This window comes from Pseudomonas sp. J380, assembly GCF_009827115.1.
Classification (GTDB): Bacteria; Pseudomonadota; Gammaproteobacteria; order Pseudomonadales; family Pseudomonadaceae; genus Aquipseudomonas; species Aquipseudomonas paracarnis.
The window spans coordinates 6,137,378-6,150,730 of sequence record NZ_CP043060.1; the positions used below are offsets into that span (position 1 = coordinate 6,137,378).

A 13,353-nucleotide genomic window follows, 5' to 3' on the forward strand; every position below is an offset into this window, starting at 1 on the left:
AGGCTGCATTCCCACGCGGAGCGTGGTAACGATCGGTAGTCAGGTAGCCGGCTGACTGTGTGGAAACAACAAATCCACAAACTTCTCAGCCGTGGGTTGCGGTTCATGGTTGGCCAGGCCGGCCCGTTCGTTGGCTTCGATAAACACATACTCTGGCTGGTCGGCCGCAGGTACCATCAGGTCCAGGCCGACCATAGGGATATCCAGGGCACGGGCCGCACGCACGGCCGCGTCCACCAGCGTGGGGTGCAGGATCGCCGTGACATCTTCCAGGCAACCCCCGGTGTGCAGGTTGGCGGTGCGTCGCACGGCCAGTTGCACGCCACGGGGCAGGATGCTGTTGTAGTCGTAACCTGCGGCTTTGAGGGTGCGCTCGGTTTCTGCATCCAGCGGGATTTTGCTCTCGCCGTCGGTGGCCGCCTGGCGACGACGGCTTTGCGCCTGGATCAACGCGCGAATCGAATGTTGGCCGTCGCCGATTACTTCGGCAGGGCGACGAATCGCAGCCGCGACCACTTCAAAACCGATCACCAGAATGCGCAGGTCCAGGCCTTCGTGGAAGCTTTCCAGCAACACGCGGCTGTCGAACTGACGCGCCGCTTCGATCGCCTGCTGCACCTCTTCGATGCTGCGCAGATCCACGGCGACGCCATGGCCTTGCTCGCCGTCCAGCGGTTTGACCACGATGCGCTGGTGTTCGTCGAGAAATTCCAGGTTGTCGTCGGCACTGCCCGCCAACTGTTGCACCGGCACCTGCAGGCCTGCAGCCTTGAGCACCTTGTGGGTGAGGCTCTTGTCCTGGCACAGGGTCATGCTGATGGCGCTGGTGAGGTCGCTCAGGGACTCACGGCAACGCACGCGACGCCCGCCGTGGCTAAGGGTGAACAGGCCCGCATCGGCGTCGTCCACGTGCACATCAATACCGCGTCGGTGGGCTTCTTCGACAATGATGCGCGCGTAAGGGTTGAACTCCGCCTGGGGCCCCGGGCCCAGAAACAGCGGTTGATTGATTCCGTTCTTGCGCTTGATTGCAAAGGTGGTCAACGCCCGAAAGCCGAGCTTGGCGTAAAGGCTCTTGGCCTGGCGGTTATCGTGCAGCACCGACAAGTCCAGGTAGCTCAAGCCTCGGCTCATGAAGTGCTCCACCAAGTGGCGCACCAACACTTCACCGACGCCAGGGCGGGTGCATTGAGGGTCGACGGCCAGACACCAGAGGCTGCATCCGTTCTCCGGGTCGTGGAAGGCCTTGTGATGGTTGAGGCCCATCACGCTGCCAATCACCGCGCCGCTGTCTTCATCTTCGGCCAGCCAGTACACCGGGCCGCCTTGATGGCGTGGGGTGAGGCGTTCCGGGTCGACAGGCAGCATCCCGCGGCCCTGGTACAGGTGGTTGACCGCTTGCCAGTCGGCCTCGCTCTGCACCCGGCGGATACGAAAGCCGCGAAATACCCGGGTGGCCGGGCGGTAGTCGGTGAACCACAGGCGCAGGGTGTCGGACGGGTCGAGGAACAGTTGCTGCGGGTCAATGCCCAGGATTTGCTGGGGCGCTGCCACGTACAGCGCGATATCGCGCTCGCCAGGCTGCTCGTTGAGCAGTTCCTGGGCCAGGCTTGCCGGGTCGGGAAAGGTGTGGCCGATCAACAAACGGCCCCAGCCGCAATGCACGGCAATCGGGTCGGCGGCCAGTGCGCTGCCATCTTCGGCCAGGCGCGCTTGCAGGCGCTCGTAGGTCGGCGCCTGGCCCTTGAGTAAGCGTTGGCTGTAAGCCGCGGCATTCGGTTTCATGGATCAGATTCCTTGTTCGCTCAGCCACAGGTTCAGCGCCGCCAACTGCCACAGCTTGGAGCCGCGCAGTGGGGTCAGTTGGCCTTGCGGGTCGGTGAGCAAGCGGTCGAGCATGACCGGGTTGAACAGCCCGCGGTCCTGGCTCGGGTCCAGCAGCAACTCGCGCACCCAGTTCAAGGTATCGCCCTGCAGGTGCTTGAGGCCGGGCACGGGGAAGTAGCCTTTCTTGCGGTCGATGACTTCGCTGGGGATCACGCGGCGCGCCGCTTCCTTGAGCACCTGTTTGCCGCCGTCGGGTAGCTTGAACTGGGCCGGCACACGAGCCGACAGTTCTACCAGGCGGTAGTCGAGAAACGGCGTGCGCGCTTCCAGGCCCCAGGCCATGGTCATGTTGTCGACGCGTTTGACCGGGTCGTCCACCAGCATCACCGTGCTGTCCAGGCGCAGGGCCTTGTCCACCGCTGCGTCGGCGCCCGGCATTGCAAAGTGCTCGCGCACGAAATCGCCAGCAGCGTCGTTGGCGGTCAACCATTGGGGCGCGACGGTCGCCGCGTAGTCGTCGTAGCTGCGGTCGAAAAACGCCTCGCGGTAGGCCGCGTACGGGTCGCTGGCACCGTCCACTTGCGGGTACCAGTGGTAACCGGCGAACAGTTCATCGGCGCCCTGGCCGCTCTGCACCACTTTGCAATGCTTGGCCACTTCCCGCGACAGCAGGTAGAAGGCGATGCAGTCATGGCTGACCATCGGCTCGCTCATGGCGCGGAAGGCGGCCGGCAGTTGCTCGATGATCTCGCTTTCGGCGATGCGCAGTTGGTGGTGATGGGTGCCGTAGTGTTTGGCGATCAGGTCTGAGTACTGGAACTCGTCGCCACTTTCGCCGCCGGCGTCTTCAAAGCCGATGGAAAAGGTCGACAAATCCTCCACGCCCACTTCACGCAGCAGGCCGACGAGCATGCTCGAGTCGACGCCGCCGGACAGCAGCACCCCCACATCCACCGCCGCACGTTGGCGAATGGCCACGGCTTCGCGGGTGCTGTCGAGCACGCGGTCGGTCCAGTCTTCCAGGGTCAGGTGTTTTTCGTCCTCATGGGGCCCGTAGGGCAGGGTCCACCAGGTTTTCTGTTCGGTCTTGCCGCTGGCGTCGATGCGCATCCAGCTGGCGGGCGGCAGCTTTTCGATGCCGGCCAACAGCGTGCGCGGCGCGGGCACCACGGCGTGGAAATTCAGGTAGTGGTTGAGGGCGACCGGATCGAGGATCGGGTTGATATCCCCACCCTTGAGCAACGCTGGCAACGCCGAGGCGAAACGCAGGCGCTGGCCGGTGCGCGACAGGTACAAGGGCTTCACACCGAGACGGTCACGAGCGATGAACAGACGCTGGGCATCACGCTCCCAGATGGCGAAAGCGAACATGCCGTTGAGCTTGGGCAGCAGCGCTTCGCCCCAGGCGTGATAACCCTTGAGCAACACTTCGGTGTCGCCACCGGAATAGAAGGCGTAACCCAGGGCTTCCAGCTCTTGGCGCAGCTCCGGGAAATTATAGATAGCGCCATTGAACGCCAGGGACAGCCCCAGATGGGCGTCGACCATCGGTTGGGCAGAGCCGTCCGACAGGTCCATGATCTTCAGGCGGCGGTGGCCCAGGGCAATCGGCCCTTGGGCATGAAAGCCCCAGGCGTCGGGGCCTCGGGGGGCGAGGTGGTGCGTGATGCGTTCTACGGCTGCCAGGTCGGCAGGTTGATGATCAAAGCGTAACTCGCCAGCTAGTCCACACATAAATTCCTTACCGGTTTTTCCGTTGGGGAGGGGTCAATACTCAATACGCCCAAAAGGGCGCGTACCCAGAAACTGACCCAGTGCTATGCGTGGAGTTTTAGACCGATAAGTTATAAGGCAGATAGCCGCCTTGCCTTTAATCCGGCTTTTTTTGTGCAGCGCCCTGGCCTCGCACCAACGCGCGCAGGGCAAATCGATTGGGGTGGCAAGCCTCGGCTACGCTGGTTGGCACTGGCAGGGGCTCATCACTCAGCCATGCAGCCAGCAGTTCGCCGCACAACGGCGCAGTGATCAGGCCACGCGAGCCATGGCCGCTATTGAGAAACAGCCCCGGCAGCCACGGGCAGGGGGTTTGCGGCACTTGCCGGGCGTCTTTGCCCAGTACCGCATAAGCCTGCTGAAACGCCGCATGGTCGGCCAATGGCCCAACGATGGGCAGGTAGTCGGGGCTGGTACAACGAAACGCGGCACGGCCTTCCAGTTGTTCGGCCGCCAGGCGGTCGGCACCCAGGCGCTGCAGCAGGTCGGTAGACATCTCGCGCAGCATCTGCAGGTTGCCGCTGTGTTCGGCGGGCGTGGGCGTGAGGTCTTGATTGTTGAAGTCAAAACTGGCGCCCAGGGTGTGTTCGCCAAGCCGGGCCGGCGCGACGTAGCCCTCGGCACAGACCACCGTGGCCAGCGCTTTACTCGCGCAGGTTTGCGCCAGCCGAGTGATCTGCCCACGGATGCGCTTGAGCGGTATGTCTGCACTGAAGGGGAAACGCTTGATCTCCGCAGCCCCTGCGAGCACCACGACACCGGCGCTGGCCAGCACGCGGTCACCGGCGCGGGCTTGCCATTGGTCGTCGAGCCGGTGCAGTTCCAGTGCCTCGTGGTGGGTGAGCACTTCAATCAGTGGATGTTTGGCCTGCCACTGGCACAGCGCGGGCGGATGCACCCAACCGCCCTCTGGAAAAAACAACCCGCCGTGGGCCAGTTCGATTCCCGCCTTTTGCTGCGCCTGCTCGCGGTCCAGCAGATGCAGTAGGTCCGGAGCAAAGGCGTTTGCCAATTGAGCCTGACGCTGGATCTCTTTGGCGTCAAACGCCAGTTGCAACACGCCACAGCCGTCCCAATCGACACCTCGGTGCAAGTGTTCCAGCAGGCGTCGGGTGTGGCCAAAACCGCTGACTATCAGCTGGGACAAGGCCGTGCCATGGGCCGAAAGCTTGAGGTACAACACACCCTGTGGGTTGCCCGAAGCTTCCTGTGCCAAGCCGGCGTGGCGCTCCAGAAGGCTGACACGCCAACCCCGGGCGGCCAGGCTGGCGGCGGTCGCGCACCCGGCCAGGCCACCGCCGATGACTAGGGCATGACGTTCTCCCTCGATGGCGGGTGGCCGGGCGAACCAGGGTTTACGTGGGGCCGGCGCGGGTAAGTCGGCGGGCCAACCGACAAACTCCCCACGCAGGATCTCCCACTTATGGCCGATGCCTGGCGTGCGTTTCATCTTGAACCCGGCGGCATTGATCAACCGCCTTACCCAGCCGGTGCTGGTGAAGGTGCTGATGGTCGAGCCCGGTGCCGCCAGGCGCGCCAGTTGGGCGAACAGCTCGGCGGTCCACATGTCGGGGTTTTTCGCCGGGGCGAACCCGTCGAGAAACCATGCATCGACCTGGGCGTCCAGTTGCGGCAATTGTTCCAGCGCATCGCCGATCAACAGGGTCAGGGTCACGCGGCCGTTGTCCAGTACCAGGCGCTGGAAACCCTGGTGGATGGCAATGTATTGCGCCAGCAGTTGCTCGGCCAAGGGTTGCAGTTCGGGCCAGAGGGCGAGGGCGCGTTGCAGGTCGGCATGGCTGAGGGGGTACTTTTCCACGCTGACGAAGTGCAGCCGCGCACCGGCGACTGCGTGCTGTTCGAACAACTGCCAGGCGCAGAGGAAGTTCAAGCCGGTGCCGAAGCCAGTTTCACCAATCACCAGGCGCCCACCTGCGGGCAAGGCGGCGAAGCGTTCCTGCAAGCGGTTCTGCTCCAGGAACACGTAGCGGGTTTCTTCCAGGCCCGACTGGTCGGAGAAATAAACGTCGTCGAATACCCGCGAATGCGGGCGGCCTTGGTCATCCCAGTCGAGCTGGGCGTGGGTGATGGGGTTCATGGCGGCTCATAAAATGAAAGCGGGCAAAGGCAAGGTGGCCATTCTAGCCGATCAACAGGCGTTGAATTGATCCATGGCAAGGCTGGGTTGTATTTCCTTGCGCGTGTCGGGGCCCAATCCGCTAGTCTTGAGCCATCTTGAAACGGAGCTGCCCATGTTCGAATCCGCCGAAATCGGTCACGCCATCGACAAAGACACCTACGACGCCGAAGTGCCGGCCTTGCGTGAAGCCTTGCTGGAAGTTCAGTACGAGCTGCAACAGCAGAAACGCTTCCCGGTGATCATCCTCATCAACGGCATCGAGGGCGCGGGCAAGGGTGAAACCGTCAAGCTGCTCAATGAATGGATGGACCCGCGCCTGATCGAAGTCCGCACCTTCGACCAGCAGACCGACGAAGAACTGGCGCGTCCACCGGCCTGGCGCTACTGGCGGCAACTGCCGGCCAAGGGCCGCATGGGCATTTTCTTCGGCAACTGGTACAGCCAGATGCTGCAAGGCCGCGTGCATGGGCAGATCAAGGATGCGCGCCTGGACCAGGCCATCGCCGGCGCCGAACGTCTGGAAAAGATGCTCTGCGATGAAGGTGCGCTGATCTTCAAGTTCTGGTTCCACCTGTCCAAAAAACAGATGAAGGCGCGCCTCAAGGCCCTGGCCGACGACCCGCTGCACAGCTGGCGCATCAGCCCATTGGACTGGCAGCAGTCCAAGACCTACGACAAGTTCGTGCATTTCGGTGAGCGTGTGCTGCGCCGCACCAGCCGCGATTACGCGCCGTGGCATGTGATCGAAGGCGTCGACCCCCATTACCGTGGGCTGACCGTGGGCAAGATCCTGCTCGATGGGCTGCAAAGTGCCCTGAACCAGGCCAAGGTCAAGGCCAGCGGCATGAACCCGGCGCCGTTGCTTGCCTCGGTGGACCAAAAGAGCCTGCTCGACAGCCTCGACATGACCCTGCGCCTGGACAAGGACGACTATGAAGAGCAACTGATTACCGAACAGGCGCGCTTCTCTGGCCTGATGCGCGACAAACGTATGCGCAAGCACGCGCTGGTAAGCGTGTTCGAGGGCAACGACGCGGCGGGCAAGGGCGGGGCGATCCGCCGTGTGGCGGCAGCACTGGACCCGCGCCAGTACCACATCGTGCCGATTGCCGCGCCCAGCGAAGACGAACGGGCCCAGCCTTATCTATGGCGGTTCTGGCAGAAAATCCCGGCGCGCGGCATGTTCACCGTGTTTGACCGCTCCTGGTACGGCCGCGTGCTGGTGGAGCGCATCGAAGGCTTCTGTACCCCTGCGGACTGGATGCGCGCCTATGGCGAGATCAATGACTTCGAAGAGCAACTGCGCGATGCGGGGGTGATCGTGGTCAAGTTCTGGCTGGCCATCGACAAGGAGACGCAACTGGAGCGCTTCCAGGCTCGTGAAGAAATCCCCTTCAAACGCTTCAAGATCACCGAAGACGACTGGCGCAATCGCGACAAGTGGGACGACTACCGCGCGGCAGTGGGCGATATGGTTGACCGCACCAGCACCGAGGTGGCGCCCTGGACTCTGGTCGAGGCCAACGACAAGCGCTGGGCGCGGGTCAAGGTGCTGCGCACCATCAACCGTGCGCTGGAAGAAGCGTTTGATAAAAGCGACAAGCACGACAAGAAGAAAAAGAAATAGCCTGTAGGAGCGAGCTTGCTCGCGAAAAACGTCAACGATAACGCGTGCTTCCTGAGTGAACGCGGCGCCTATTAGTTTTTCGCGAGCAAGCTCGCTCCTACAGAGGCTCCATGCTTTTGCATCCACGCAGTGAATGATCATCGCGGTCGGCCAGGCCTGGATCTATCCTCGATCCACAACCACAAGATCGAGGTAGCCCATGCGTGAAGTAGTGATCGTCGACAGCGTGCGAACCGGCCTGGCCAAATCCTTTCGCGGCAAGTTCAACCAGACCCGTCCCGATGACATGGCGGCCCATTGTGTCAATGCGCTGCTGGCCCGCAACGGTATCGACCCTGCGACGGTAGAAGACTGCATCGTCGGTGCCGGCTCCAACGAAGGCGCCCAGGGCTATAACATCGGGCGTAACGTGGCGGTGCTCTCGCAACTGGGCACCGGTACGGCGGGCATGACTCTCAACCGTTTCTGTTCGTCGGGCTTGCAGGCGATTGCCATTGCCGCCAACCAGATCGCTTCGGGCTGCAGCGACATCATTGTTGCCGGTGGCGTGGAGTCCATCAGCCTGACCATGAAGAGCGTCAACACCGATAACCTGATCAACCCGCTGCTTAAAGAACAGGTGCCGGGCATTTACTTCCCCATGGGCCAGACCGCCGAAATCGTTGCGCGCCGCTATCACGTCAGCCGCGAAGATCAGGACCTTTACGCGCTGCAAAGCCAGCAGCGCACCGCCCAGGCCCAGGCTGATGGCTTGTTCAACGATGAAATCGTGCCGATGGCGGTCAAGTACAAGGTCGAGGACAAGAACACTGGCGCGGTGCAGATCCTGGATGGCGTGGTAGACCGGGACGACTGCAACCGCCCGGACACCACCCTGGCCAGCCTCAGCGGCTTGAAGCCGGTGTTTGCCGAGGATGGCTCGGTGACTGCAGGTAACTCCTCGCAGCTCTCCGACGGCGCGTCGATGACCCTGGTGATGAGCCTGGAAAAAGCTCTGGAACTGGGGCTCAAGCCCAAGGCGTTCTTCCGTGGCTTTACCGTGGCCGGTTGCGAGCCGGACGAGATGGGCATCGGCCCGGTGTTCTCGGTGCCCAAGTTGCTCAAGGCCAAGGGGTTGCAGGTGGCGGATATCGACTTGTGGGAACTCAATGAGGCCTTTGCTTCCCAGTGCCTTTACGCACGCAATCGCCTGGAGATCGATAATGCCAAATACAACGTCAACGGCGGCTCGATTTCTATCGGGCACCCGTTCGGCATGACCGGCTCGCGGCAGGTGGGGCACCTGGTGCGCGAACTGCAACGGCGCAACCTGCGTTACGGGGTTGTCACCATGTGCGTGGGGGGTGGGATGGGCGCCACCGGACTCTTCGAAGCCGTACGCTGAGTCAGGTTGGAATACCGCCAATGTGGGAGCTGGCTTGCCTGCGATTGCGGTGGGTCAGCGACAGATTGGACACAGATAAATCGCCATCGCAGGCAAGCCAGCCCCCACATTCAAGACTGTGACGTATCCGAACTCAGTGACTTGCCCCTAGAATGCCTGCTCCACTTCCTCTGGCATCTGGGGCACTCATGCACATCTCTTCCGGCCGCTGGGTCTACGGTTTCTTCCTGACCCTGCTGACCGCGTTTCTGTGGGGCATTCTCCCGATCAAGCTCAAGCAAGTGTTGCAGGTGATGGACCCGATCACCGTGACCTGGTTTCGCCTCATGGTAGCGGGCACGTGCCTGTTCGTTTACCTGGCCGCCACCAAACGCCTGCCCAGCCGCAAAGTGCTTGGCCCCAAGGGTGGGTGGCTGGTGGGCATGGCGGTGTGTGGCCTGGTGGGCAACTACGTGCTGTACCTGGTTGGCCTGAAAATGCTTAGCCCCGGCACGGCGCAGTTGGTGGTGCAGATGGGCCCGATCTTTCTGATGGTTGCCAGTGTGTTTGTGTTCAAGGAGCGCTTCAGTCTGGGGCAGGGGGTGGGGCTGATGGTGCTGATCGCAGGCTTTGGCTTGTTTTTCAACCAACGCCTGGTGGAGTTGCTGACGTCCATGGGTTCTTACACCGCCGGTGTGCTGACGATCCTGCTCGCCACCACCATCTGGGTGTTCTATGCACTGGGGCAGAAGCAGTTGCTGACGGTATGGAATTCATTGCAGGTGATGATGGTGATCTACCTGTCGTGCGCGGTGTTGCTCACGCCTTGGGCGCACCCGCTGGAGGCGTTGCAGTTGAGCCCGTTGCAAGGCTGGCTGCTGCTGGCGTGCTGCATGAATACGCTGGTGGCCTACGGCGCATTTGCCGAAGCCCTGGCGCATTGGGAAGCCTCGCGGGTCAGTGCGACCCTGGCGTTGACGCCGTTGGTGACCTTTGTGGCGGTGGCAGTGTCGGCCTGGCTGTGGCCGGACTATGTGCAAGCCGAAGAGATCAATGCCTTGGGGTATGTGGGGGCTTTGGTGGTGGTGACTGGCTCGGCGATGGTGGCGCTGGCGCCTTCGCTGCTCGCCGGGCTCAGGGCCCGGCGGCTGCGGATGTCGGTTTAAGCGCCGAGCATGTTTTGCGGGCGCACCCACTGGTCAAACTCGGCATCGGTGAGATAGCCCAGCTCCAGTGCAGCCTCACGCAGTGTCAGCCCTTCGGCGTAAGCCTTCTTGGCGATTTCGGCTGACTTGTCGTAGCCGATATGGGGGTTGAGGGCGGTGACCAGCATCAGTCCGCGTTCCAGGTGCTGGGCCATTTGCTCGGCGTCGGGTTCAAGACCGGCAATGCAATGCTCCTGGAAGTTGTTGCAGCCATCGGCCAGCAGGCGGATCGACTCCAGCAGGTTGTGGATGATCACCGGTTTGTACACGTTCAACTGCAAGTGCCCTTGGCTGGCGGCCATGCCGATGGTCACGTCGTTGCCCAGCACCTGGCAGGCCAGCATCGACAGCGCTTCGCATTGTGTGGGGTTGACCTTGCCGGGCATGATCGAACTGCCCGGTTCGTTGGCCGGCAACTTGACTTCGGCCAGCCCGGCGCGAGGGCCGGAACCCAGCAGGCGCAGGTCGTTGGCGATCTTCATCAGCGCCACGGCCAGGGTTTTCAGCGCGCCGTGCAAGGTCACCAGCGGCTCATGGCCGGAGAGGGCGGCGAATTTGTTCGGCGCGGTCACAAAGGGTAGACCCGACAACGCGGCCAGCTCGGAAGCAATCGCCTCGCCAAAGCCATGGGGGGCATTGAGGCCGGTGCCGACGGCGGTGCCGCCCTGGGCCAGCTCGCACACCGCGGGCAGGGCGCTGCGGATCGCACGCTCGGCGTAATCGAGCTGGGCGATAAACGCCGAAAGTTCCTGGCCGAAGGTGATCGGTGTGGCATCCATCATGTGGGTACGGCCGGTCTTGACCAGCTTCATATGCCGCGCGGCCAATTCTGCCAGCCCACCGGACAAGGTGGCGATTGCCGGCAGCAGTTGCTTGTTCACCGCTTGCACCGCAGCAATGCTCATGGCGGTGGGGAAGCAGTCGTTGGAACTCTGGGAACGGTTGACGTGATCGTTGGGGTGCACCGGGCTCTTGCCGCCGCGGTTGTTGCCGGCCAGTTCGTTGGCGCGGCCAGCGATCACTTCGTTGGCGTTCATGTTGCTCTGGGTGCCACTGCCGGTCTGCCAGACCACCAGCGGGAACTGGTCGTCATGCTGGCCGTCCAGGACTTCGTCGGCAGCCTGCTCGATCAGGCGGGCAATATCGGCGGGCAAGTCGCCGTTGCGGTCGTTGACCCGCGCCGCAGCCTTCTTGATCAGGGCCAGGGCATGCAATACCGCCAGCGGCATGCGCTGCTCGCCAATCGCGAAATTGACCAGCGAACGTTGGGTTTGCGCGCCCCAATAGGCGTCATCAGGGACCTGTACTTCCCCCAGGCTGTCGGTTTCGATACGGCTCATCGGTCACCCTCCTTATGCAGTCGTGATTGGTCAGTTTAGGCCCTGGCGGCCAGCGTGGGTTCCCTAAAAGCGCATTTGTGCCATCGCGCCCCGTGAAACCGGGGCTTGCCAAGGAGTGGGGTTGAGCCGCGAGGTTTTTTAGGCGCAGAATGGTCGCCCTTGGGGTCTTACCTCGCCTGCTAGAAAAGGAAACTCGATGACTCGTCTTCGTGCCATCTGTACCGCGGTTGCTCTGGTTTGCGCCAGCGGCCAGGTTCTTGCCGATACCGCCAGCCACAACGCCAGTGCCGAAGCCTTCCTTACCCTGGCCCATGCTGACAAGCTGGGGACCCCGGTGTACATGCAAGTGCAGCAAATGTTCGCCCAGCGTTTCGAACAGACCAAGGCGCCTGCCGCCAAGCAGTCGGTACTGGACAGCTACCAGGCCAAGGCCAACGCCGCTCTGGACCAGGCCATCGGCTGGCCGAAGCTCAAGCCTGACATGGTCAAGCTCTACACCACCAACTTCAGCGAATCCGAGCTCAAGGACCTGGTAGCGTTCTACCAGTCGCCACTTGGCAAGAAAGTCCTGGAAAAAATGCCCCAGCTGACCCAGCAATCGGCCCAGATGACCCAGGCCAAGCTGGAAAGCGCCGTACCGGTGGTGAACAAGCTGTTGGAAGACATGACCAACGAGCTGGCGCCAAAAGCCGCCGCACCGGCCAAGAAGAAGTAAGCAGGAATGACCATGCAACAGCGTATCGAAACGGCCCTTGCCGCCCTGGCCCCGGAACATTTGAGCGTGCTGGATGAAAGCCACATGCACAGCCGTGGGTTGCAGACCCACTTCAAGGCCGTGCTGGTCAGCCAGCAGTTCGAGGGGCTCAACCGCGTCAAGCGCCATCAGAAGGTCTACGCCACCCTGGGTGATCTGATGAGCGAGTTCCATGCGCTGGCGCTGCATACCTATACGCCCGACGAGTGGGCGACAATCGACGCAGCCCCGGCCTCGCCGACCTGCGCCGGCGGACATTGATGGGGTAACCCTGATAGAATCCGCAACGCGCCGCTTAGCCGGCGCGTTTTTTTTGCATCCGGTTCACCCCTTACGAGGGTAGCCACCTGGAGAGAACACCCATGACTCAACCGATTGTCGTGGCGGCACTGTATAAGTTCGTCACCCTCGAAGATTACGTCGCCCTGCGCGAGCCCCTGTTGCAGGCTATGATCGATAACGGCATCAAAGGCACCTTGCTGATCGCCGAAGAAGGCATCAACGGCACCGTTTCCGGCAGCCGCGAAGGCATTGACGGGCTGATGGCCTGGCTGAAAAAAGACCCGCGCATGGTCGACATCGACCACAAGGAATCCTACTGCGATGACCAGCCGTTCTATCGCACCAAGGTCAAGCTCAAGAAAGAGATCGTGACCCTGGGCGTTGAAGGCGTCGACCCGAACAAAAAAGTCGGTACCTATGTCGACCCGCAGGATTGGAATGCGTTGATCAGCGACCCGGAAGTGCTGTTGATCGACACCCGTAACGACTACGAAGTGTCCATCGGCACCTTTGAAGGCGCAATCGACCCGAAAACCACCAGTTTTCGCGAATTTCCCGACTACATCAAAGCCAACTTCGACCCGGCCAAGCACAAGAAGGTCGCCATGTTCTGCACTGGCGGCATTCGCTGTGAGAAGGCCTCGAGCTACATGCTCAGCGAAGGCTTCGATGAGGTCTACCACCTCAAGGGCGGTATCCTGAAGTACCTCGAAGAGGTGCCCCAGGAAGAAACCAAATGGCAGGGCGACTGCTTTGTGTTCGACAATCGCGTGACCGTGCGCCACGACTTGAGCGAAGGCGACTACGATCAATGTCATGCCTGCCGCACACCCGTGAGCGTAGAAGACCGCGCCTCCGAGCATTACGTGGCGGGCATCAGTTGCCCCCATTGCTGGGATAAGCTGCCGGAGAAGACCCGTCGCAGTGCAATCGACCGCCAGAAGCAGATCGAACTGGCCAAGGCCCGCAACATGCCGCACCCGATTGGTTACAACTACAAGCAAACCCCTTCCGAGGCCTGAGCCATGTCTGCGCGCCTGCT

At 62.1% G+C, this 13,353-nt stretch carries 10 protein-coding genes; 6 read left to right on the forward strand and 4 right to left on the reverse strand.

All coding sequences use genetic code 11. The features are described 5' to 3' along the window. Positions 1-39: 39 nt before the first annotated feature. The 3 genes from ngg to mnmC all read right to left on the reverse strand — a co-directional run bounded on the left by ngg (position 40) and on the right by mnmC (position 5,698). Positions 40-1,785 carry an N-acetylglutaminylglutamine synthetase gene (gene ngg, locus FXO12_RS28060; RefSeq protein WP_019818559.1) on the reverse strand — a complete coding sequence of 582 codons (1,746 nt, stop codon included), beginning with the start codon at positions 1,783-1,785 and terminating at the stop codon, positions 40-42. A 3-nt stretch (positions 1,786-1,788) separates the two neighbouring features. Beyond that, the gene (locus tag FXO12_RS28065) at positions 1,789-3,561 is read right to left on the reverse strand and encodes an N-acetylglutaminylglutamine amidotransferase (RefSeq protein ID WP_160049785.1); all 1,773 of its coding nucleotides are present in this window, start codon (positions 3,559-3,561) and stop codon (positions 1,789-1,791) included. A gap of 136 nt (positions 3,562-3,697) precedes the next feature. Beyond that, positions 3,698-5,698: a bifunctional tRNA (5-methylaminomethyl-2-thiouridine)(34)-methyltransferase MnmD/FAD-dependent 5-carboxymethylaminomethyl-2-thiouridine(34) oxidoreductase MnmC gene (gene mnmC, locus FXO12_RS28070; RefSeq protein WP_054920482.1), complete on the reverse strand. Its 2,001-nt coding sequence runs from the start codon at positions 5,696-5,698 to the stop codon at positions 3,698-3,700. Positions 5,699-5,852: 154 nt separating this feature from the next. On the opposite strand from mnmC, the gene pap reads away from it, so the two are divergent. From pap to FXO12_RS28085, 3 genes are all read left to right on the forward strand, one after another. Next, complete coding sequence (pap, locus tag FXO12_RS28075; protein WP_054920485.1) at positions 5,853-7,367, forward strand: polyphosphate:AMP phosphotransferase; 1,515 nt, start codon at positions 5,853-5,855, stop codon at positions 7,365-7,367. 199 nt (positions 7,368-7,566) lie between these two features. After that, complete coding sequence (locus FXO12_RS28080) at positions 7,567-8,751, forward strand: thiolase family protein (protein ID WP_057977018.1); 1,185 nt, start codon at positions 7,567-7,569, stop codon at positions 8,749-8,751. Between the two features lie 188 nt (positions 8,752-8,939). Beyond that, positions 8,940-9,896, forward strand: coding sequence for a DMT family transporter (locus FXO12_RS28085; protein ID WP_057977020.1), 957 nt, complete (start codon positions 8,940-8,942; stop codon positions 9,894-9,896). On the opposite strand, the gene FXO12_RS28090 is transcribed toward FXO12_RS28085, so the two are convergent. Continuing rightward, entirely contained in the window at positions 9,893-11,275 is a 1,383-nt protein-coding gene (locus FXO12_RS28090) for a class II fumarate hydratase (RefSeq protein WP_057977022.1), read from the reverse strand. The two genes, FXO12_RS28085 and FXO12_RS28090, sit on opposite strands and share 4 nt — an antisense overlap. 196 nt (positions 11,276-11,471) lie before the next feature. Between FXO12_RS28090 and FXO12_RS28095 the strand changes: the two genes are divergently transcribed. The 3 genes from FXO12_RS28095 to FXO12_RS28105 all read left to right on the forward strand — a co-directional run bounded on the left by FXO12_RS28095 (position 11,472) and on the right by FXO12_RS28105 (position 13,333). Further along, positions 11,472-11,990 carry a DUF2059 domain-containing protein gene (locus FXO12_RS28095; RefSeq protein ID WP_014719258.1) on the forward strand — a complete coding sequence of 173 codons (519 nt, stop codon included), beginning with the start codon at positions 11,472-11,474 and terminating at the stop codon, positions 11,988-11,990. A 6-nt stretch (positions 11,991-11,996) separates the two neighbouring features. Continuing rightward, positions 11,997-12,290 carry a BolA family transcriptional regulator gene (locus tag FXO12_RS28100; RefSeq protein WP_057977024.1) on the forward strand — a complete coding sequence of 98 codons (294 nt, stop codon included), beginning with the start codon at positions 11,997-11,999 and terminating at the stop codon, positions 12,288-12,290. A 101-nt stretch (positions 12,291-12,391) separates the two neighbouring features. Then, on the forward strand, positions 12,392-13,333 hold the full coding sequence (locus FXO12_RS28105) for a rhodanese-related sulfurtransferase (protein ID WP_057977027.1): 942 nt from the start codon (positions 12,392-12,394) through the stop codon (positions 13,331-13,333). Positions 13,334-13,353: the final 20 nt, after the last annotated feature.

Excerpts from the sequence above, each read along its gene's own strand:
- FXO12_RS28090 (WP_057977022.1), bottom strand. The coding sequence starts at position 11,275 with ATGAGCCGTATCGAAACCGACAGCCTGGGGGAAGTACAGGTCCCTGAT.
- FXO12_RS28100 (WP_057977024.1), top strand. The coding sequence starts at position 11,997 with ATGACCATGCAACAGCGTATCGAAACGGCCCTTGCCGCCCTGGCCCCG.
- FXO12_RS28065 (WP_160049785.1), bottom strand. The coding sequence starts at position 3,561 with ATGTGTGGACTAGCTGGCGAGTTACGCTTTGATCATCAACCTGCCGAC.
- mnmC (WP_054920482.1), bottom strand. The coding sequence starts at position 5,698 with ATGAACCCCATCACCCACGCCCAGCTCGACTGGGATGACCAAGGCCGC.
- FXO12_RS28105 (WP_057977027.1), top strand. The coding sequence starts at position 12,392 with ATGACTCAACCGATTGTCGTGGCGGCACTGTATAAGTTCGTCACCCTC.
- FXO12_RS28095 (WP_014719258.1), top strand. The coding sequence starts at position 11,472 with ATGACTCGTCTTCGTGCCATCTGTACCGCGGTTGCTCTGGTTTGCGCC.
- FXO12_RS28080 (WP_057977018.1), top strand. The coding sequence starts at position 7,567 with ATGCGTGAAGTAGTGATCGTCGACAGCGTGCGAACCGGCCTGGCCAAA.
- FXO12_RS28085 (WP_057977020.1), top strand. The coding sequence starts at position 8,940 with ATGCACATCTCTTCCGGCCGCTGGGTCTACGGTTTCTTCCTGACCCTG.
- ngg (WP_019818559.1), bottom strand. The coding sequence starts at position 1,785 with ATGAAACCGAATGCCGCGGCTTACAGCCAACGCTTACTCAAGGGCCAG.
- pap (WP_054920485.1), top strand. The coding sequence starts at position 5,853 with ATGTTCGAATCCGCCGAAATCGGTCACGCCATCGACAAAGACACCTAC.